The organism is Janthinobacterium sp. GW823-FHT03B06, from assembly GCF_058796955.1.
The window spans coordinates 892,814-912,467 of sequence record NZ_JBXAJE010000001.1 but is presented as its reverse complement, the minus strand read 5'-3'; the positions used below and the strand labels follow the sequence as shown (position 1 = coordinate 912,467).

The window sequence follows — 19,654 nt, the reverse complement described above, 5'->3', positions numbered from 1 at the left end:
CCATCGCTGCCGCTCCCGCACGCTTGCAAGTTGCCAGTATATAAAGGCAGGCGACGATCACGCCACTGGCCTTTTGCCCAGTTCTTAAAACTTGTTCCAGTTGTTATGCCGGTGCTCCGTCGCTTCCTTCATCAGGTGGCCCGCGCGCAGGGCGTCGTCCGCCTGCAGCGTCATGGCCAGTTCCTGGAGGGCGGGCGGGTATTCGTGGTGGGCGGCTTCCTCCAGCAATTCACGGCCCTTGGCCAGGTCGCGCGGCACGCCGCGGCCTTCGCGGTAGGCGTTGTACAGCAGGAACATGGCGTGTGGATTGCCCAGTTCGCTGGACTTGGCCAGCCAGTGCGCCGCTATGACGGGATCTTGCGGCACGCCTTCGCCATTCGCCGCCAGCAAGCCCAGCATCAGAGCCGCCTTCGCATGGCCTTGCTGCGCCGCTTGCCGGTACCACAGCCAGGCTTGGGCCGGCGTGGCCGCGCGCAACATCTGGCCCAGCTCGAACGCCGCTTCCGTGTCGCCGGCGCGGGCCGCCTGTTCGAACAGGTTCAAGGCATCGGCGCGGCGTTCTGGGCGGGGCTGGTAAATCAGCGCCAGTTCGCGCTCGGCGACGGGCATGTCCTTGCCGGCCCAACTGCGTACCTTGCGTTCGGCCTGGTGGTCGCCCACCTGGCGCGCGAGCATGGCCACGGCTTCGATTTCGGCCGCCGTGGGTGGTGGCGACGCCTGGCAGGCGGCCAGGACGGTAGCCAGCACGACGGCGGGAAGGGAGAGTGCGTGTTTCATCTGGATGAACTTTCATCAAAACAGGCCGGAACTGCCGCAGTCCCGGCCCATGGACCTTATTTGCTCAGGTCGATGCGGTACTTGGCGAAACCGCTGGCGTCGAGCCCGCCTTCGGCCGCCACGCTGGCGATGCCGCTGCCTTGCGCCAGCGCCAGGTGGCCCGGCGCCGAGCGCAGGATCACGGGACCGGCCGTGGGCGTCTTGACGAAGCTCCAGCTGCGCGCGCTGCCATTGGCCGCCAGCGTCACCTTGCCGCCCTTGGTGCTGAGCGACGCCAGGTAGTTGCTGACCACGGCCTGGTTCGCATCGGGCGACTTGATGATGGTCTTGCTGCCGTCGATGCCCGGCACGGCGCCGCCGCCGCCGGCGCGGTAATCGTTGGTGGCGACGATGAAATCATCGCCATCGGCGACCGGCGCGCCCTTGTACGTGAGGTTGACGATACGGCTGCCGACCTTTTTCGTCACATCGATCTGGTACGTGAGCGCATTGTTTTCCGCATAGAACACGTCGTAGTTGTAAATCGTGCCATACGACGGCACCAGGTCCTGCTCCGCCGTGGCGCTCGGATCGATCTGCGCGAATTGCTTGGCCGACGTTTCCAGCCACGCCTTCAAGTCCGCGCCCTTGATCTTCACGGCTTGCAAGTTGTTATTGCTATATAAATACAGGTCGCCCGGATTGCGCACCTGCAAACCGATCGGCGCGGCCGGCGTCGCGCCCGCGGCCACGTCCGTGAAGTCCGACGGCCCGTTGCGGCCCGCCTTGAATGGCGCGCTGCACGAGATGACGGGGATATTCTTGTAGCTGGACAAGGTCGCATCCGTGCTGGTGGCGATGAAGTTTTTCACGTAATCGAGCTGTGCCTGGTTCACCAGCTGGATGGCGCTCACGTCGCCCACCAGCGCGAAATAGGCGGACATCTCGAAATCCGTGCTGATGCCCAGCGGCTGCTTGGCGTAGGCGATGGTGGCCGCGTGCTCGGTGGCTACCAGCGGCGCGATGGCCGGGTCGGCTTTCACGAGGGTCGTGCCGTCCGTGTACTTGAAGCCGCGCGATTCCACCGTCGTCCTGGCCGGCTGCACCACCCACTTGCCGCCCTGATAGACCATCGTCAGCTTGATGATGCCAAGGCGGCGGCCCCAGCTTTGCGCCATGACGGTCGGCACGCCGTTCACAAAGCCGTTGACGGCGTCGATCTTCGCGCTGGCGGGGAAGGCGGCGAACGAGGCGTCCAGCGCGGCCGCGCCCGTCTCTTTGCCTTTCGGGAAGATCAAGTGCGAGTGGCCGATCATCAGCGCGTCGATGCCCGTGCTGGTCAGGTGATAACTGCCGTTTTCCATCTTCGGGCTGTAGGCGCTGGTGTCCAGGCCGCCATGGGACAGGGCCACGACGAGGTCGGCGCCCTTGTTGCGCAATTCCGGCACATACTGTTTCGCCGCTTCCTGCACGCCCGTCACGCTGACTTTGCCGGCGAGCACTTTCTGGTCCCATTCGAGGATTTGCGGCGGTACAAAGCTCAGCACGCCCACATTGATTTTCACGGTCAGCTTGCTGCCGTCGGGCGCCGTGGCGGCGAAATCGCGGGGCAGCAGGACGTAGGGCTGGAAGATGGGCTTGCCGCTGCTCACGCCGACGACATTGCTCAGCACGGAAGGGAAGGCGGGCGCGCCGCAAGTGCCCGTGGGCTTGGCCACGCCCGGTATGCCGAAATCCGTGTTGGTGATCTGGCTCAGGTAGGGCAAGCCATAGTTGAATTCATGGTTGCCCATGCCGCCCGCGTCGTATTTCAGCGCGTTCATGGCCTTGTGCACGGCTAGCGTGCCGCTGCAAGGAACGGGTGCGGCCACGGCTTGCAGGTCGGCCAGCAAGGTGCCCTGGATGACGTCGCCATCGTCGAGCAGCACATTGTTCGGGTTTTCCGCGCGCGCCGCCTGGATCAGGGTCGACGTGCGCTCCAGGCCCAGGCTCGTGTCTTCGGCCAGCGCGTAATAGTTGTAGCTCAACACGTTCGAGTGGATATCGGTCGTTTCCAGCAATGCCACGGTGACCGTCGTGCCCTCGGGAATGGCTGGCGCCGTATTCGAACTGCCGTTGCAACCGACGAGACCCGCACTTGCCAGCGCCGCCAGCATGACCCAATTTGTTTTCATTACCGCCCTCGGAAAGATTCAAAGGACGCGACTGTAACGCCGCCATATGACGCGGCGATGACAGCCGTGCAAGGCGCATGGAGACAGGGTCGCGCGCGATGGCGCGACCGCCTGTCAATGTGCCGGCAGTTTTTTCAGCACTTCATTGCTGAAGTAAGGCTCGTCTTCCACCCAGAAAATATAGTCGAGGCCCAGGTAGTTGCGGGCAAAGTCGAGCAAGTCTTCGACTGAATTCTTTTTCCCGGTACGGGGATTGACTTGGCGCAGGTTGCCGTCCTGTACGGCCATGCCCTTGACCAGGTTCGCCGGATAGTCCTTGATAAAACCGTAACTCTGGCCCATATGGCTTTTCCGATACGGCATCAGGTCAGGACCGCCGACGCCCATCCGCAGCGCTTGCGCTTGCGCAAACAGGCCGCGCATATAGCCCTTGTCGGTCCACGGCAGCCATTCACCGGGCAGGAAATTCAGATACACCATGGTGGTGGTGTGGGGAAAAGCCGCGGCCAGTACCTGCATGTTGTCCTTGATGGCATCGACATAGTGTTGCGGCTTGAAATCATCGGGGAACGTCGTATTTCCCTTGCCGTCTTCCACGCCAATGTCGATCGAGCTTTCGCTGAAATTGATGCCCTCGATTTTCCCGTCAAATTCCTTGCCCAGCGCCTGGATCAAGCGTTGATAGCGCTCGCGTACCGGCGCTTCCCACATTTTTGGCGACCAGCCATATTCATCATCGGTGACCGCTTTATGCGGGTCGCGTTCCGGTGCGGAAAGCATGCTTTGCTTGATGATGCCGCCTTGGTAGCGAGGATCGCTGAGCAAATAGGCCGGCACATTGTGGCGCGGCGTGAATGATTTTTCCTGCAATTGTATCCACAGCTTTTTCCCGATCGAGTCGAGATAGCTGATGTCGTGGCGGATCGGCGCAAAATCGTAACGGTCCTGTTCCGGCTCCAGGCTGCGCCAGGTGTACACGATTTGAGCACCGCTGAAGCGCGGATCGCTTAATGCCTTATCCGCGCGGATGTTTTCCCCGTGCGGTTCACGGTGATTGAAGTAAATATAGTGCTTGATCGGGTGCTTTATTTCCGCGGCAATCGCACTGCCCATCATCAAAATAACTAATGCAAAAAACGTTGTATGGCTGCGTAAGATCATCGATTCCTTGGGCACTGTGAGAATTTAGCTGTTCAGTCGCCAGGCGCTTGCTTCGATAGCAGAGCCGGTGCGATTCCACTATAGCACCTTGAGGAGGTGGCCTGGACTGCGTGGCGTGTTCAGGATGGCAGGTGACGATTATCATCTCAATGCAAGTAAGTTGCATTATAATTCGCAAATGCAATGTAACTGCATTTGCATCCGCCGTCACGCACCCACCAATTCGAAGGATTCCCCATGCCCCAGCGCAAACTCCCCGTCACCGTCCTGTCCGGCTTTCTCGGCGCCGGCAAGACCACCTTGCTCAACCACATACTGCGCAACCGCGAAGGCAAGCGCGTGGCCGTCATCGTCAACGACATGAGCGAAGTCAATATCGACGCTTCGCTCGTCAAGGACAGTGCCGAGGCGGCCGGCGCGGCACTGTCGCGCACGGAAGAAAAACTCGTGGAAATGTCGAACGGCTGCATCTGCTGCACCCTGCGTGACGATCTGCTGCTGGAAGTGCGGCGCCTGGCGGCCGAAGACCGCTTCGATTACCTGTTGATCGAATCGACGGGCGTGGGCGAACCGATGCCCGTGGCCGCCACCTTCGACTTCGAGGACGAGCACGGCGACAGCCTGAACGACGTGGCGTGCATCGACTGCATGGTCACCGTCGTCGACTGCGCCAACCTGCTGGCGGATTTTCACAGCGAAGACAGCCTGGAGCAGCGGGGAGAAACGGCGGGCGAGGGCGACGACCGCCAGCTGGCCAACCTGCTCACGGAACAGATCGAGTTTGCCAATGTCATCGTCCTCAACAAGGTCGACATGGTGGCGGCGGACGAGCGCCGGCGCGTGCTGGCCATTTTAAAAGCCCTCAATCCCGGCGCGCGCATCATCGAAACCAACCAGTCCATCGTGCCGCTCGACGCCATCCTGGGCACGCACTTGTTCGACCTGGAGCAGGCGGCCGCCATGCCGGGCTGGGCGCAGGAGTTGGCGGGCAGCCACACGCCGGAGACGGAAACCTACGGCATCGGCAGCTTCGTCTACCGGGCGAAGGAACCGTTCCACGCACAGCGCTTGCACGATTTCATCTCGCAGCCGATACCGGGCGTGGTGCGCAGCAAGGGATATTTCTGGCTGGCCAGCCGCCCCGAATGGGTGGCCAGCCTGTCCGGCGCGGGCAAGCTGATGAATATCGAACCCGTGGGACTGTGGTGGGCGGCCGTGCCGAAGGAGCGCTGGCCCACGGATGCCGCATCGCTGGCGGAAGTCAAGGCGGGCTGGAGCGAAACGTACGGCGACCGCTACCAGGAGCTCGTCTTCATCGGCCAGGACATGGACCAGGCCGCCATCGAGGCCGACTTGAAGAAATGTCAACTCAACACCACGGAAACGCGCCAGGGCATGGCCGCCTGGCGCAAGCTGCCCGACCCGTTTTCCCAATGGCAACGAATGGAAGAACTCGAAGACTAACTTGAACAGGAACACACTATGACAGAACTGATCCCCGTCACCATCATCACGGGCTTTCTCGGCAGCGGGAAAACCACCTTGCTCAAGCGCATGTTGCAGGGCGATCACGGCGTGCGCATCGCCGTGATCGAAAATGAATTCGCCGCCGAAAGCATCGACCATGGCTTGCTGGTGCAGGACAGCGACGAGCAGATCGTGGAAATGAACAATGGCTGCATCTGCTGCAGCGTGCGGGGCGACCTGATCCGCATCCTGGGCGAATTGCACGCCAAACGCGCGGCGGGAACCATCACGTTTGATCACGTGATCATCGAAACGACGGGCCTGGCCGCGCCGGGTCCCGTGGCGCAAACCTTTTTTGCGGAACCCTCCGTCAGCGAGTGCTATATGCTGGACGCCATTTTGACGGTGGTCGATGCGCGCCATGCGCAGCAGCAATTGACGGCGCACAAGGAAGCGCAGGAACAGGTGGGCTTTGCCGACCGCATCCTGCTGTCGAAGACGGACCTGGTCGGCAAGGACGACCTGGCCGCGCTGCGCCAGCGCCTGGTCGCCATCAATGGCCGCGCCAGCATACAGAAAGTGCGCTTCGGCAATGTGCCCTTGCGCGACATCCTGAACATCCGCGGTTTCAATCTGAACGCCATCGTCGAACTGGAGCCGGATTTCCTCGGAGAACTGGGCCACCGCCATGGGGACGGCGTGCAATCGTTCGTCTACCACCAGGCCCAGCCCCTCGATCTGCTGCAGGTGGAAAACTTTCTCGATGCCGTGGTGCAGCTGTTCGGCGCCCAGCTGATGCGCTACAAGGGCATTTTGTACGTGGCCGACCTGCCATGCCGCGCCGTGTTCCAGGGCGTGCACATGCTGATGGGCTCGGAACTGGGCGCGCCGTGGCGCGACGATGAGCCGCGCGCCAGCAAGATCATTTTTATCGGCCGCGACTTGCCGCAGGAGATGCTGATCCGGGGCCTTGACCGCTGCGTGGTCAAGGCGGATAGTCCCGTCGGGGTGACCGCATGAGCGTGGAAGCGGGCTTGCCCGCCCTGGCGCTGATCTTTCTGCTTGGCATGCGGCATGGCCTGGAACCGGACCACCTGGCCGCCGTCGATGGTCTCACCTTGCGTAGCCAGGCGGCCCACCCGCGCTGGACGCCGTGGATGGGGGCGCTGTTTGCCCTCGGCCATGGCGTCTGCGTGCTGGTCATCGTGGCCGTTGCCGCCCTGGCATCCAGGCAATTCACTCCTTCGGAAAGCGTGTTCGGCTGGCTGGAATGGCTGCCCATCGTCTTGCTGCTGGTGATAGCCGCCCTGAATGCGCGCAGCTTGCTGGCCGGCGCGCAACTGGCCGAGGTGCGCGGCCGGCTGCTGCCAGGCTGGCTGCGGCGCGCGTCCGGGCCGCTGGGCGCCATCCTCGTCGGCATGCTGTTCGCGCTGGTGTTCGATACGGCCTTGCAGGCGGCGGCCTGGGGCTACGCGGCCGTGGCGCTGGGCGGCATGGGGCCAGCCTTGCTGACGGGGACGGTGTTTGCCGTCGGCATGGGCGTGACGGATACCTTCGATGGCTGGGTCACGGCAAAGGTCATGCGCACCGGCAAGCTTGATGTCGTGCGGGCGTTCCGGCGCCGCCTGGGCTGGCCCATCGTCGCCATCTGCGTGGCGATGGCCGCTTGCATGGCTGCCGGCAAGCTTGAGCCGGCCTGGTCGCTGCCGGAAAGCTGGACGGCGGCGCTGGGCGCGGCCATGGTCTTGCTGATGGCGGCCCTGTACGGCTGGACCTTGCTGGGCTTGCGCCGCGTGCGTGCGTAAGGGAAGGGCGTGGGTATAATGGGAAAAAACTGCCGAGTCCTCCCATGCCCGCACCCGATATCGTCATCCGCCTGCTGACGCCAGCCGACACCACCGCCTTTTGCGCGCTGCGCCTGCGCGCCATCCTGGATTCGCCCAGCTCGTTTTCGGCGTCACGCGAGGATGAACTGGCGCGCACGCCGGAGGAACACGTGCAGCGCATCGCCGGCGGCACCCTGCAGCGCGGCTTTGGCGCCTTCGATGGCGATCATCTCGTGGGTTTTGCCGGCTTGCGGCGCGAATCGCTGCGCCAGTTGTCGCACAAGGCCGTGCTATGGGGCGTGTTTGTCGATGTGGCGCAGCGCGGCAAGGGCGTGGCGCGGCGTCTGGTGAACGCCTGCATCGAACAGGCCGAGACGGACCCTGCCATCATGCAAGTGCACTTGAGCGTGAATGCGGAAAACAATGCCGCCCTGCGCCTGTATGAATCCCTGGGATTTATCGCGTATGGCACGGAGCCGCGCTCGATGCGCGTGGGCGACCTGTTTTATGACGAGCATCACCTGGCCTTGCTGCTCAAGTGATGTCAGAAGAGTCTTACTTGCAGCGCGGGCACAGGCCCTTGATCAGGTAATCGACTTCGCCGCCGCTGAAGCCTTCCGGCAAGAGCACGGGCGGCGGCAGCTTGACTTCATTGAAGCAGGTAACGTTCGCGCATTTGGTGCACTGAAAGTGCGCGTGTTCGTGCGCCTGGTGGCCGGCACCGGCGCTGAAGCGCCACACCTGGTCGGCGCCCGCGATGCGGTGCACCAGTTCATTTTCCGTCAGCCATTCCAGCACCCGGTACAGGGTGACGGAATCGATATCGCTGTCCTGCGACAGCGCTTGCTGGATTTCATGGTGGGTCAGCGAACGGCTTTGCGCCATTAAAAAGTCGAGCACCTTCACGCGCGTCTTGGTGACGCGGGCGTTGGTGTTGCGGATCAGCGATTCGGCGTGCGGTGTAGAAGATGATGTCAACATGATAAGCCTGCTTGCGGGGGATCGGCTGACGGCGTCATCGCCGTGCCCGTTGCCACCCTATGGGCCGTATCTTAGCATGCGTGCCGCACCGGATGGAACGGCGTCATGGTTTGAACGTCCAATAGCGGCCGGCGGCCGTATCGACGGGCTCGAGAAAGCGCTGGTCGGCGCGCGCATGGTTGCGTATCAGATAAAACATGTCGGACAGGGCCGAGCGCTTTTCCGCAAAGTAGGAGTGCTTCATGAAGCTCGTGTCGACCCCGGTGGCGTCGATGGTTTCCACGCCCGCCACGATCAGCATGCCGGCGCCGCTGTCGCCTGCCCGCGCGTAGCCGTGCACGGCTTTCGAGGCGGCCAGCGCCAGGTCTTGCGAAGAGGCATATAAAGTGACGGGGTTGCGCGCGCCGGCCAGTTTGGGCGCGATATCCTGTTTGAAGATGGCGGCGTCGATGTCGGGCGCGGACAGGATGATTTCCGTGATCTTTTGCGCCAGCTGCGGTTGCGCGGCCAGCAAGTCGGCCACGGCGCGCGCCAGGCCCCGGCTGCCCATGCTGTGGCCTACCAGATAGACTTGCGCCGCCTCCGTGCTGGCGAGAAAGTCGCCCAGGAAGGCCGTGATGTGGGGCGTGCTCCATTCGATATTGTTTTCATCGATGGTGTAGCTGGCCACTTCACCACGCGACGGCCAGCTGTAGAACACGGGCGCGCCGTCGAAACCGAGGTCGTAGGCCATTTGTCCCGTGCGCCGCGCCGCATCCTCGAAACTCACGTTGTAGCCGTGCACGAAGATAAAGGCGCTCTTGCCGGCCGACGCGCGGATCTGGGTTTTCAGTGCGGCAAAGAAGTTGTCGCGGTCCTGCACATCGGCCGACAGCACCACCACATGCTTGGCCGGGTCGTCGCGAAATTCCAGGCGCCACAGCGACGGCGATTCCAGCTGGCCCATGCGGTGGTCGCGCGGGATGCTGATGTCGCAGCTGCCATAGTTGAGCGGGCCATTGCCTCCCATGACGTTGCGTTCGCCGCTGAAGCGCTGGGCCGGCGGCTTGCCCACGTCACGCTGGCGGTCCGTGGCGAAATACACTTTCACCACCGCGTAGTTCGACACGACGGCGCTTTTGTCGGCGGGGGCGGGCGCCGTTTGCGCCGCAGGCGCTGCCGGCGGCAGGGCTACGGGCGGACGCAGCGCATCGAGCAAGCCTTGCGCGGCGAACAGGGTTTCCATGTCATCGGGTACTTTCGCCGTGGAGAGGGCAGCCGACAGGGCCAGTTGCAGCTGGGTATTGGCGGGTTCGGCCTCCAGCGCGGCGATGGCGGCCAGGATGGCGGCGGCGCTGTCGAACTTGGCGATGGCCAGCTTCAGGCGTTGATAGTGGCTGGCGACGGCTTCCGGCGCGTGGCCGGGCGCGCCATGTTCGATGGCCGCCACGACGGCGGAAGTAATCAAGTCCATGCGCTACCTGCCTCTCTGATCAGTATGAATTAAATATCAACTCATATTGCCATAAAAGCACGCGGAAAGCGACTTGTCCAGCACCGCGCGCACGCGGTGCGCGGCAGGTCAATGCTGCTTGTCGTCGCTGAACTGCTGCGCCAAGGATTGCAGAGGGGCCACCGTCAGGCCGCCGCGGCTCACATGCTCGGGGATGGCCACGCGCACCGGCTTGCTGTGCATGTTGCTTGACGACAGCACGTTCGTCGTGGTCTCTGGCGCCGCATTCCACACGGGATCGACGATGCCTTCGAACACCTGTTTCAATTGCTCGCCCCAGGTATCTCGGATCATGCGGAAATACTGGTTCTTTTCATCGATGGTGACGAAGCGCGTGACGGCCAGGCTGCCCGTCTCGTAGACGAGCAGATCGAGCGGCAAGCCGACGGAAATGTTCGAGCGCAAGGTGGAATCCATGGAGATCAGCGCACACTTGGCCGCTTCATCGAGGCGCGTGAACGGGTTGATGACCCGGTCGATGATGGGCTTGCCGTATTTGGCTTCGCCGATCTGGAAATACGTGTTTTCATCGTGCGATTCGATGAAATTGCCGGCCGAATACACCTGGAACAGCCGGCAGCGCTCGGCGCCTATCTGGCCGCCCACAATGATGCTGACGTTGAAATCGATGCCGCAGTCGGCCAGGGCCTTCGCTTCGCGCAGGTGCACGGTGCGCACGGCTTCGCCCACGATGCGCGCCGCGTCGTACATGCTGGCCACGTTCCAGATGCTGCGTCCGTCCGCATCGACGTGTTCGGAGACGATCTGGCGGATCGCCTGCGAGATCGACAAATTACCCGCCGTCATCAGGACCAGCATGCGGTCGCCCGGGTTCTCGAACACGCTCATCTTGCGGAAGGTGCCCACCTGGTCCACGCCGGCGTTGGTGCGGGAGTCGGACAGGAAGACCAGGCCTTCGTTCAGGCGCATGCCTATGCAATAAGTCATCGTCGTAAATCAAATCCAAAGGGGGAGCATTCTACACCAGCCGGGGCTTGAGTCTCCGCCGCAAGCCCCGGCCAGCCTCATTCCTGCCTATTTACACGGGCACGATCTGTACATCCACGTGCAGCGTTTCCGTGCCGCCGCCCTGGCGCACGCCGCGCACGGGCGCCGCCGAATCGTAGTCGCGCCCGATGGCCAAGCGGCAATACGCATCCGTCATCAGCCGCGCGTGGGTCACGTCGATGCTGACCCAGCCTGCGAAATCCGTGTCTTCCGTCCAGGCGTCGACCCAGGCGTGGCTGGCCGCGTGGCCCGTCGTGCCTGGGTCGATGTAGCCGGACACATAACGGGCCGGGATACCCCAGGCGTGGCAGCAGGCGAGGAACAGATGGGCGTGGTCCTGGCACACGCCGCGCCCCAGTGCCAGGGCGTCGCCGGCCGTGGTGGTGACCATGGTGGCGCCGCTTTCATACGCCACCTTGCCGACGATGTGCTCGGCCAGGCGCAGCAGATGGCCCGTGCCGGCCGTCACGCGGCGGTCCGGCAGGCTGGCGGCCGCCAGCTCCACGATGGCAGGGTTGGCCTGCGTCAGCGGCGTCGGCATGGTAAACAACAGCGGGGACAGGGTATCGACCAGGTTCAGTCGTCCCTTGTGCGGGTAGATGGTTTCCACCACGCCCTGGGCGACCAGGCTCAGCGACTGATGGCTGCCGTTAATGGTCAGCATGTGCGACAGGTTGCCGTAGGCATCCGTATAGGCGTGGCACTGGCCCGGCGTCGTGATTTGCCAGGACCGGGCCCGCTGCTGCGGCTCGATACGCGGCGTCAGGTGCAGCTGCTGGATGGTATAGGCCAGCGGTGCACTGTAGGCGTAGCGGGTTTCGTGGCGGATGGTGAGCTGCATCAGGCCGCCAAGGGAACGAGGAAGTCGCGGCTGACCCGGTTGCCCAGCTCATAGATGTTTTCCAGAAACTCCGTCAGGGTATGGTGCAAGCCCGCCTTCATGATGTCGTCGATATGGCCGAATTTCAGTTCCGCATGCAGCTTGCCGGCGAACCGCTCCGTATCGGCGGACACGTCGTTTCGGATATGTTTCAGATTTTCCACCACGTCATCCATGCAGGCAAGGAGCGACCTGGGCATGTCGCCGCGCAGCATCAGCAATTCCGCCACGCGCGCTGGCGTGATCACGTCGCGGTAGACCTTGCGGTAGATCTCGAAGCCGGACACGGAGCGCAGCAGGGCGGCCCAGTAGTAAAAGTCGCGCTGGGTGATGTCTTTCGAGGTGTCGCGCGCGCCATGGAACTTCACGTCGAGGATGCGCGCCGTGTTGTCGGCCCGCTCGAGGAAGGTGCCCAGGCGAATGAAGTGGATGGCTTCGTCCTTGAGCATGGTGCCCAGGGTCACGCCGCGCGACAGGTGCGAGCGGTACTTGACCCATTCGAAGAAGGCGCTGGGGTCCGTTTCCAGCAGATTGCTTTTCAGGCGCTTCTGCATGTCGAGCCAGGTGGCGTTCTGGATTTCCCACACTTCCGTCGTCAGGGTGCCCCGCACGGCGCGGGCGTTTTCGCGCGCGCCCGTCAGGCAGGCCAGGATGGACGAGGGGTTGTTCGGGTCGCGCACCATGAAGTCGAGCACGTCGCGCGTATGGAAGCGGCCATATTGGTGGTCGTACGCGCTTTGCAGCTCGGAAATGCCCAAGGTGGCGCGCCAGCCTTGCTCCGCGTCCTGCTCGGACTGGGGCAGCATGGACGTTTGCATGTTGACGTCGAGCATGCGCGCCGTATTTTCCGCCCGCTCCGTGTAGCGGGCCATCCAGAACAAATGATCGGCAGTGCGGCTCAGCATGTTTTCTCTCCTGCAAAGGCGGATGTGGCTTCCAGTACCCAGGTATCCTTGGTGCCGCCCCCCTGCGATGAATTGACCACCAGCGAGCCTTCGCCCAGCGCCACGCGGGTCAGGCCGCCCGGTACCATGGAAATCGTCTTGCCGGACAGCACGAACGGGCGCAGATCGATGTGACGCGGCGCGATGCCAGCGTCCACGTACGTGGGGCAGGCGGACAGGGCCAGGGTCGGCTGGGCGATGTAGCCGTCCGGATTGGCCAGCAGGCGCTGGCGGAAATCCTCGATCTGCGCCAGGCTCGACGCCGGCCCCACCAGCATGCCGTAGCCGCCCGCGCCATGCACTTCCTTGACGACGAGTTTCGCCAGATTCGCCAGCACGTAGGACAGGTCGGCCGCCTTGCGGCACTGGTAGGTGGGCACGTTGTTGAGGATCGGTTCCTGCGACAGGTAGAATTTGATCATGTCGGGCACGAAAGGGTAGATCGACTTGTCGTCGGCCACGCCCGTGCCGATGGCGTTGGCCAAGGTGACCCGTCCCGCGCGGTACACGGACAGCAGGCCCGGCACGCCCAGCGAGGAATCGGAGCGGAAGGCCAGCGGATCGAGGAAATCGTCGTCGACCCTGCGGTAGATGACGTCGACGCGCTTGGGCCCGCGCGTGGTGCGCATGTAGACGCAATTGTCTTTGACAAACAAATCCTTGCCTTCGACCAGTTCCACGCCCATCTGCTGGGCCAGGAAAGCGTGCTCGAAGTAGGCGGAGTTGTACATGCCGGGCGTCATGACGACGACCGTCGGGTCATCGACGCCCATGGGCGCGACGGAACGCAAGTTGTCTAGCAGCATATCCGGGTAATGGTCGACGGGCGCGATGCGGTTGCGCGCGAACAGTTCCGGGAACAGCCGCATCATCATCTTGCGGTCTTCCAGCATGTAGGATACGCCGGACGGCACCCGCAGATTGTCTTCCAGTACATAGAATTCGCCCTTGCCCGCGCGCACGATGTCGACGCCGGCGATGTGCGCATAGATGTCGGAAGCGACGGCAATGCCCTGCATTTCCGGGCGGTACTGGGCATTCTTGTAGATTTGCTCGGCGGGAATGATGCCCGCCTTGATGATGTTTTGTTCATGATAGATATCATGGATGAACATGTTCAAGGCTTGCACGCGCTGGATCAGGCCCGTCTGCATCTGCGCCCATTCGGCAGCGGGGATGATGCGGGGGATGGTGTCGAACGGAATCAGGCGTTCCGTGCCGGCATCGTCGCCGTAGACGGCGAACGTGATGCCGACGCGGCGGAACGTCAGGTCGGCTTCGGCCCGCTTGCGGGCGATGGTCTCGGGCGATTGCTGTTCCAGCCAGTTGTTGAATTCACGATAGTGTTCACGTACCTTGCTGTCCGTACCCACGTCATCTGCAGTCATTTCATTGAAAAAATTTGCCATGTTGTGATTTCCCTTGAGCCGTGTCTGACTATAGCTCAGCAGGAAGCGTGCCAATGGCGCACGCCCGAAAGTATGTAAAAAATGACCACTTTTGTGGCGTAAAACCGTCATCCGCACCGCTTTGGTGCGCTACGGCAGCGATTTTGCCGGCAGATGGGGCGTAGCTGCGATCAGGTGCCTGGCGTGACGAAGGGCCGGCAATCGATCGGCAGGTCGATGGTAAACGTGGTGCCCGTTTCCGGCGCACTGTCGACCAGCGCGCTGCCGCCGTGGCTTTCCGCCACGTTTTGCACGAAGGGCAGGCCGATACCCCAGCCGGGCGCGTTGCCTTCGTGCTCGCGGCGCAGGTATTCGAAGATGCGCTGCGTCTGGTCTTGCGCGATATTGCTGCCCGTGTTGTGCACGCTCAAGATCATGCGTTCGCGCAAACTGTCGATATGAATATGGATGGGACCGTCGTCGCCATACTTGACGGCATTGACGACGAGGTTTTCCAGGGCACGGCGCAGCGAATTTTCGCACCACCAGCCCGTCACGGAGGTGCCGCTGACCACGCATTTGCCCGGATGGCCGATATTGACGCTGTCGGCAACCTGCCGTGCCAGCGGCAGTACGTCGAGGCGCCGCAGGACGAGGGGCAGCTTTTGTCCCCGGTGGTAGCTGAGCGTATCGAGCAATTCCTGGATCATGTCGTCGAGGCGCTTGCCGTGCTCGATAATTTTCAGCGCCAGCGCCGCCACGTCCGGCTGTTGCGCGCGCCGCTGCAGCAGCTGTGCACTGTTGAGCATGACGGACAGGGGATTGCGCATGTCGTGCGACAGCCCGGCGGCGATGCGGCGCTGAAAACTTTCGTGCATGGCGGTAAATTCCAGGATGGCTTCGCGGATGCCCGTATCGATCGAGGCATTGATCACCTTCCAGTCCTTTCGCCGCAGCGGCACGCCCGCCTCCAGCGCGGCGGCGGCGAAGCAGTCGCGGAAAATCTGGTATTCCTGAATTACCTGTTCCGGGCCATAACTGGTCATGCGCGCCCGTTCGTTGCCATGCACGGCAGGCGCGTTGGTGTTGCTGGTGGCGTCGTCGCGCGGGTAGCCTGGCGTGAGCGCTTCGGCCAGGTTGTCGAAGAAGGCGGGCAAGGTGTTGATGAGGATGGGCGTGAGCAAGGCATCGGCGCCGCGTACCTTGGCGCGCACCTCGTGCTCCCACTGCGTCAGCACGGCATCGCGCATGCTGAAGATGCGCCGCGTGCGGGCGGGCATGTCCAGCGCAAGCATTTTCTGGTCAGAGGCATAGGTCATCGCGGCTCCCCATCGACATCCCGGCATCCGCGCGATGCAAGGCGGGAGCTAAAGTATCCTCCAAATCGGCGCGCAGGTGGCGTTCAATTTGACGCGTGGGCGCCCGTCATGACGGCGCTCAAATGGCTGAGGGCCGCATCCCATTGCTCCAGCGAAAAGTTTTGCGGGTCGTCATGACCGTTCGCAAAGCCCGTATCGAGCACGGCGTGGAAGGCAGGGATCAGCCACGTGCCCTTGCGCACGCTGGCGGCGATGTACAGCAGGGCCAGGCGGTCGTATTGGGCCGGTGTAAAGCCGGGATCGGGCGCCAGGCCATCGTTGCCCTTGCCGCCGCCGGGCACGGAGTTGCGCGGCTGCACCAGTTCCACGTGCAGGAACAGGCCCGTCAGCGACGGCTTGTCCTTTTCCAGCTTGCTGGCATAGCCGGCCGTGCCAAAGTCGCGCACGGCCAGGGAATCGCCGAGCCGGTTCACGTAGACATGGCCTTTCGGACCGCCGCCCAGCGCCGGATTGCGCAAGCTGAAATCGTTGAAATCCCAGCTGGCGTCGTTGATGTGATCGGGAATAGTTTCTAACAAGAAATTCGGGTAGCTGGTGTCGTGGATGACGAAATAGCGGGCCATGGGCGCGGCCAGCCGGCCCACGGCGCGCGACAGCGGTGCATCGACGGCGCCGCCCGCGTCCGCTTCGCTGATCGATTGCTGCGCCAGCCAGGCGCGCAGGGCGACGGGGGCGATGCCCGTGCGCTGGCCGACGTGGGCGGCAAGAAAGGCCGGCAGCGGCGCACTGTCGCCCAGACGCGCATACAGTTTCACGGGGCGCAGCAGACACATGGCTTGCGCCCGCGCATCGCCCTTGAAACCGCTTTTCCAGGCGGCATACGGGCATCCGGCCTGCTTTTGGGCAGCGGCGGGCAGGGACATGCAGAGCAATAACAGGAGGGCAGGGAGTTTCATGCTGGCATTGTCGCCCAAATCCGGCCGTTGGCACAGGCGCGCACGCGAAGCTGCCCGGGGAAGCGGCAGCTTCGCGTCGGTCCGGTTAAAACGCCACGCTGCCCGATACGACGAAGGTGCGCGGCGCGGCCAGCACGAGGCTGCCCGCGTCGAACGAGGAGACGGCCGAGGCCCAGTAGCTGCGGTCGGCCACGTTGTCGATGCGCGCGCGCAAGGTCACGTCATGGCCCGCCAGTTGCGTCAGGTAGCGCGCGCCGATGTCGACGCGGGTCCAGGAAGGCAACTGTTTGCTGTTGGCCAGATCCGCATACTGCGTCGAGGTGTAGACGGTGCGGGCATTCAGGCTCAAGCCTGGCGCGCCGGGCACGTCCCATTCGCCGCCCACGCTGAGCTGTGTTTTTGGCGCGCCGATGGCGTTCTTCCCATTGTTGGCCGGCTTGTCCGTCTTGCGCTGTTCCGTATCGAGCCAGGTCAGGCCGCCCAGCAGGCGCACGCCCGCCATCGGCGTGCCGAAGACGGACAGTTCCAGGCCCTGGTTGCGCTGTTCGCCCGACAAGGTGGCGCGCGAGCCGACCACGGCCGGCAAGGGCTTGGCGGTCGAGAACAGCGCGGCGCTCATGCCCAGCCTGCCGCCGTCATATTTGACGCCGATTTCCTTCTGCTTCGACTTGTAGGGCGAGAAGACTTCGCCATGGTTGCTGACCAGCTGGTTCTCCTTGCCATCGAAGTAGGTGCCGCTGGCAACGGGACCCTTGACCAGCGCCTCGATGTAGTTGGCGTAGACCGACACGTTCTTGCTGGCCTTGTAGACGATGCCGGCCACGGGCGTCGTGGCGCTCTTGTCATAGCTGGAATATTGCACGGCCGTGCCATAGGCATACGCCGCGTCGCGGATCTGCTGGCGGCGCAGGCCCACGGTCAGCAGCAGCCGGTCGTCGAGGAAGGCCATGGTATCGGCCACGGCGTAGCTGTTGAGGATAGTTTTTTGCGTCAGCCGTGGGTCGTTCATCACGCCGGCAGAGTTCGCGGGCAGGGTGGGCGGCATGGCCACGTCCAGCGGATGGTAGATATTCGTCGGCAAGCCCGCATAATCGCTGATCGCATACGCATTCTTCGCCTCGTTCCAGTGACCGGACCAGCTGGCCACCAGGGTGTGGCGGACGGCGCCGGTATGGAGCTTGCCGCGCACGCCCAGTTCGCCCGTGCGGATTTCCTGCTTGCGGGCATTGTCGAAGCGGTACACGCTGGCATCGCCATTGAGCGCGCTCAACGTCGGTTGGGCCAGGCTGTTCGCTTCCTTCGTCGAGCGGCTGCCGAACGCGGCCCAGGCTACGACATCCTTGGCGAGGTCGACTTCGGCGCGCGCCGTGCCGAACACGTCATGCTCCTTCGAATAGCTCCACGGCTGGGCAAAGTTCTTCGACGCATCGGGTGCGCCCGGCAAGGCCGTCAGGCTGCCCGTGTTGATGGAAGGGCGCGGCGCCGTCAAATCGAAATTCTGGTAGCCGGCGTCGGCCGACAGGCGGTAGCCGCGGCCCCGGTAGTCGAGGCCCACCGAGAACATGCCCACGTCGTGGTCTTCGCGCTGGATGCCGGTTTCGCCCTGGCGCTTGGCGGCATTCACGCGCACGCCGAATTCCTGCTGCTCGCCAAAGCGGCGCGCCACGTCGATGGCCGCGTAGGCGTGGCCGCCCGATTCCACGCCCACGGTCAATTCCGTCAGCGGCGTGTTGCCGGCGCGCTTGGGCATCAGGTTGATGGCGCCGCCGATGCCGCTGCCGCCCGGCGCCGCGCCGTTGAGGAAGGCGCTGGCGCCGCGGAACACTTCCACGCGCTCGAGTAATTCCGGCGAGACATATTGACGAGGCAGGACGCCGTACAGGCCGTTGTACGCCACGTCGTCCGAATCGAGGGCGAAGCCGCGGATCACATACACTTCCTGGAAGTTGCCGTAACCGCGAGACATGCGCACGGCGCCATCGCTTTGCAGCAAGTCGCCCACGCTGCGCGCTTGCTGGTCGGCAATGAATTGCTGTGTATAACTGGTGCTGCCGAATGGCGAGTCCATCATGTCCAAGGCACCGAGGATGCCCATGCGCCCGCCGCGCGCCACCTGGCCACCCGCATACGCTTTCGACAGTCCTTGCGCCGACGCGTCGGCCGAGGCATTGACGACCACGGTCGGCATGGTTGGCGCGTCGCCGGCCGCTGCTGCGGTGCTGGTTTGCGCGTGGGCGGCGGCGCTGGCCAGCAGGAAGGCGGCCAGGGCGAACGGGGTAGGGACGAGGTGGAAGGTGCGCATGGAGTTATCTGGATATTAATGAGAATGATTATCATTATATTCCAGCGCGGTGCGGCGCGTGGGAAAGTGTGAGAAAGCGATGAAAAAGTCGTCATTTGTGCAACATCCGATACCCCAGGGTGCCGGAATCTGGCGAGAAAAGGCGCGCCAGGCGATACCTTGTGGATTTATTAATGCCTATGGTCAAGTTTCGCTAAAATAAGCCATCGCGCCCGGCGCCCACAGGAAACCGCATGCCATTGCACCGCCATCTACAGTCCGCTTCCATGCGCCTACGGGGCGGCTTGAGCTTCAAAGGCGCGGCCGTCGCGCTGATCCTGGCCATGCATGCGCTGGGCCTGTATTTCCTCCTGCTGCCGGCGCGGCAGCTCAAGCAATATACGGAAGTGGCCTTCATGACCTTGCTGCCGCCCCGGCCCACGCCGCCGGCGCCGCCGATGGCCATGCCGCCACCCATGCCGATTCCCGTGCCGCGCGCGCGGGCTCAGGTTCCGTCCGTCGTGCCTGACATGCCGCCCGTGACAGCAGAAGCCATCACCATGCCCGCCGAGGAATTGTCCGCCGCGCCCCCGAACGCGCCAGCTGGCCCCGATTTGCGCACGCGCGCCCGGCTGGCCGCGGGCGCGGCCGACAAGGCCTTGCGCGGCGAACTCAAACAACAACAGCCTTGGCTGGCCGCGGCCGACCTCAAAGGCGACAGCGCGTTCCAGAAACAGGTCGCCTCCGCCTGGCGCGGCGGCCCCGTCATCCGCGTAGAGGAATACCTGACGGCCGATGGGCGTCCCGCCACGCGCGTCGTCAACCCCGGTGGCGCCACGTGCTTTGGCATGGATGCGAACCCGGGCGCGGGCGCCGATCCGTTCAAGACGGGCGGCAAGATCAAACGCGTGCCTTGCCCTGGTTGAGCCGGATTGAATGCTATGTAGGTCAGATTAGCGCAGCGTAATCTGACAGTCTGCGTGGCGGCGCTTGTCGGCTTACGCCCTGCGGGCTAAGCCGA

17 protein-coding genes are annotated in these 19,654 nt (G+C 63.5%); 5 read left to right on the top strand and 12 right to left on the bottom strand.

Annotated features, from left to right (window positions below; all coding sequences use genetic code 11):
* Nucleotides 1–84 precede the first annotated feature (84 nt).
* From AC1RBA_RS04240 to AC1RBA_RS04230, 3 genes are all read right to left on the bottom strand, one after another.
* Nucleotides 85–777, bottom strand: a complete 693-nt coding sequence (locus tag AC1RBA_RS04240) for a tetratricopeptide repeat protein (RefSeq protein WP_492416784.1) — start codon at nucleotides 775–777, stop codon at nucleotides 85–87.
* Nucleotides 778–833: 56 nt separating this feature from the next.
* Nucleotides 834–2,930 carry a bifunctional 2',3'-cyclic-nucleotide 2'-phosphodiesterase/3'-nucleotidase gene (locus AC1RBA_RS04235; RefSeq protein ID WP_492416782.1) on the bottom strand — a complete coding sequence of 699 codons (2,097 nt, stop codon included), beginning with the start codon at nucleotides 2,928–2,930 and terminating at the stop codon, nucleotides 834–836.
* 114 nt (nucleotides 2,931–3,044) lie between these two features.
* Entirely contained in the window at nucleotides 3,045–4,091 is a 1,047-nt protein-coding gene (locus AC1RBA_RS04230; RefSeq protein ID WP_492416781.1) for a hypothetical protein, read from the bottom strand.
* Nucleotides 4,092–4,328: 237 nt separating this feature from the next.
* Between AC1RBA_RS04230 and zigA the strand changes: the two genes are divergently transcribed.
* From zigA to AC1RBA_RS04210, 4 genes are read left to right on the top strand one after another with little or no spacing between them, the layout of a single operon-like run.
* Nucleotides 4,329–5,555 carry a zinc metallochaperone GTPase ZigA gene (gene zigA / locus AC1RBA_RS04225; protein ID WP_492416779.1) on the top strand — a complete coding sequence of 409 codons (1,227 nt, stop codon included), beginning with the start codon at nucleotides 4,329–4,331 and terminating at the stop codon, nucleotides 5,553–5,555.
* An 18-nt stretch (nucleotides 5,556–5,573) separates the two neighbouring features.
* Nucleotides 5,574–6,578, top strand: coding sequence for a CobW family GTP-binding protein (locus AC1RBA_RS04220; protein WP_492416777.1), 1,005 nt, complete (start codon nucleotides 5,574–5,576; stop codon nucleotides 6,576–6,578).
* The gene (locus AC1RBA_RS04215) at nucleotides 6,575–7,363 is read left to right on the top strand and encodes a HoxN/HupN/NixA family nickel/cobalt transporter (protein WP_492416775.1); all 789 of its coding nucleotides are present in this window, start codon (nucleotides 6,575–6,577) and stop codon (nucleotides 7,361–7,363) included. Before AC1RBA_RS04220 ends, AC1RBA_RS04215 begins: the two co-directional genes overlap by 4 nt.
* 44 nt (nucleotides 7,364–7,407) lie before the next feature.
* Nucleotides 7,408–7,926, top strand: a complete 519-nt coding sequence (locus tag AC1RBA_RS04210; RefSeq protein WP_492416773.1) for a GNAT family N-acetyltransferase — start codon at nucleotides 7,408–7,410, stop codon at nucleotides 7,924–7,926.
* A gap of 13 nt (nucleotides 7,927–7,939) precedes the next feature.
* On the opposite strand, the gene AC1RBA_RS04205 is transcribed toward AC1RBA_RS04210, so the two are convergent.
* From AC1RBA_RS04205 to AC1RBA_RS04165, 9 genes are all read right to left on the bottom strand, one after another.
* Nucleotides 7,940–8,365: a Fur family transcriptional regulator gene (locus AC1RBA_RS04205; RefSeq protein ID WP_070218730.1), complete on the bottom strand. Its 426-nt coding sequence runs from the start codon at nucleotides 8,363–8,365 to the stop codon at nucleotides 7,940–7,942.
* Nucleotides 8,366–8,468: 103 nt separating this feature from the next.
* A complete protein-coding gene (locus AC1RBA_RS04200; RefSeq protein WP_492416771.1) occupies nucleotides 8,469–9,818 on the bottom strand; it encodes an alpha/beta hydrolase in 1,350 nt (449 codons plus the stop codon).
* Nucleotides 9,819–9,926: 108 nt separating this feature from the next.
* Nucleotides 9,927–10,805 carry a proteasome-type protease gene (locus AC1RBA_RS04195; RefSeq protein WP_121669383.1) on the bottom strand — a complete coding sequence of 293 codons (879 nt, stop codon included), beginning with the start codon at nucleotides 10,803–10,805 and terminating at the stop codon, nucleotides 9,927–9,929.
* Nucleotides 10,806–10,896: 91 nt separating this feature from the next.
* A complete protein-coding gene (locus AC1RBA_RS04190; protein ID WP_492416769.1) occupies nucleotides 10,897–11,706 on the bottom strand; it encodes a transglutaminase family protein in 810 nt (269 codons plus the stop codon).
* Nucleotides 11,706–12,650, bottom strand: a complete 945-nt coding sequence (locus tag AC1RBA_RS04185; protein ID WP_289946987.1) for an alpha-E domain-containing protein — start codon at nucleotides 12,648–12,650, stop codon at nucleotides 11,706–11,708. The genes AC1RBA_RS04190 and AC1RBA_RS04185 overlap by 1 nt, the downstream gene beginning before the upstream one ends.
* On the bottom strand, nucleotides 12,644–14,098 hold the full coding sequence (locus tag AC1RBA_RS04180) for a circularly permuted type 2 ATP-grasp protein (protein WP_492416766.1): 1,455 nt from the start codon (nucleotides 14,096–14,098) through the stop codon (nucleotides 12,644–12,646). The genes AC1RBA_RS04185 and AC1RBA_RS04180 overlap by 7 nt, the downstream gene beginning before the upstream one ends.
* Before the next feature lie 170 nt (nucleotides 14,099–14,268).
* Complete coding sequence (locus AC1RBA_RS04175) at nucleotides 14,269–15,396, bottom strand: sensor histidine kinase (RefSeq protein ID WP_070218736.1); 1,128 nt, start codon at nucleotides 15,394–15,396, stop codon at nucleotides 14,269–14,271.
* Between the two features lie 83 nt (nucleotides 15,397–15,479).
* Nucleotides 15,480–16,352, bottom strand: a complete 873-nt coding sequence (locus tag AC1RBA_RS04170) for a hypothetical protein (protein WP_492416764.1) — start codon at nucleotides 16,350–16,352, stop codon at nucleotides 15,480–15,482.
* An 85-nt stretch (nucleotides 16,353–16,437) separates the two neighbouring features.
* Nucleotides 16,438–18,654, bottom strand: coding sequence for a TonB-dependent receptor (locus AC1RBA_RS04165; protein WP_492416762.1), 2,217 nt, complete (start codon nucleotides 18,652–18,654; stop codon nucleotides 16,438–16,440).
* A gap of 233 nt (nucleotides 18,655–18,887) precedes the next feature.
* Between AC1RBA_RS04165 and AC1RBA_RS04160 the strand changes: the two genes are divergently transcribed.
* Nucleotides 18,888–19,559 (top strand): hypothetical protein, encoded by a 672-nt coding sequence (locus AC1RBA_RS04160; protein WP_492401426.1) that lies wholly within the window; start codon nucleotides 18,888–18,890, stop codon nucleotides 19,557–19,559.
* The last annotated feature ends 95 nt before the right edge of the window (nucleotides 19,560–19,654 follow it).

Coding starts and splice junctions, on each gene's coding strand:
- AC1RBA_RS04235 (WP_492416782.1), bottom strand. CDS start 2,930: ATGAAAACAAATTGGGTCATGCTGGCGGCGCTGGCAAGTGCGGGTCTC.
- AC1RBA_RS04165 (WP_492416762.1), bottom strand. CDS start 18,654: ATGCGCACCTTCCACCTCGTCCCTACCCCGTTCGCCCTGGCCGCCTTC.
- AC1RBA_RS04230 (WP_492416781.1), bottom strand. CDS start 4,091: ATGATCTTACGCAGCCATACAACGTTTTTTGCATTAGTTATTTTGATG.
- AC1RBA_RS04170 (WP_492416764.1), bottom strand. CDS start 16,352: ATGAAACTCCCTGCCCTCCTGTTATTGCTCTGCATGTCCCTGCCCGCC.
- AC1RBA_RS04185 (WP_289946987.1), bottom strand. CDS start 12,650: ATGCTGAGCCGCACTGCCGATCATTTGTTCTGGATGGCCCGCTACACG.
- AC1RBA_RS04180 (WP_492416766.1), bottom strand. CDS start 14,098: ATGGCAAATTTTTTCAATGAAATGACTGCAGATGACGTGGGTACGGAC.
- AC1RBA_RS04240 (WP_492416784.1), bottom strand. CDS start 777: ATGAAACACGCACTCTCCCTTCCCGCCGTCGTGCTGGCTACCGTCCTG.
- AC1RBA_RS04200 (WP_492416771.1), bottom strand. CDS start 9,818: ATGGACTTGATTACTTCCGCCGTCGTGGCGGCCATCGAACATGGCGCG.
- AC1RBA_RS04175 (WP_070218736.1), bottom strand. CDS start 15,396: ATGACCTATGCCTCTGACCAGAAAATGCTTGCGCTGGACATGCCCGCC.
- AC1RBA_RS04210 (WP_492416773.1), top strand. CDS start 7,408: ATGCCCGCACCCGATATCGTCATCCGCCTGCTGACGCCAGCCGACACC.
- AC1RBA_RS04195 (WP_121669383.1), bottom strand. CDS start 10,805: ATGACTTATTGCATAGGCATGCGCCTGAACGAAGGCCTGGTCTTCCTG.
- AC1RBA_RS04215 (WP_492416775.1), top strand. CDS start 6,575: ATGAGCGTGGAAGCGGGCTTGCCCGCCCTGGCGCTGATCTTTCTGCTT.
- AC1RBA_RS04205 (WP_070218730.1), bottom strand. CDS start 8,365: ATGTTGACATCATCTTCTACACCGCACGCCGAATCGCTGATCCGCAAC.
- zigA (WP_492416779.1), top strand. CDS start 4,329: ATGCCCCAGCGCAAACTCCCCGTCACCGTCCTGTCCGGCTTTCTCGGC.
- AC1RBA_RS04160 (WP_492401426.1), top strand. CDS start 18,888: ATGCCATTGCACCGCCATCTACAGTCCGCTTCCATGCGCCTACGGGGC.
- AC1RBA_RS04190 (WP_492416769.1), bottom strand. CDS start 11,706: ATGCAGCTCACCATCCGCCACGAAACCCGCTACGCCTACAGTGCACCG.
- AC1RBA_RS04220 (WP_492416777.1), top strand. CDS start 5,574: ATGACAGAACTGATCCCCGTCACCATCATCACGGGCTTTCTCGGCAGC.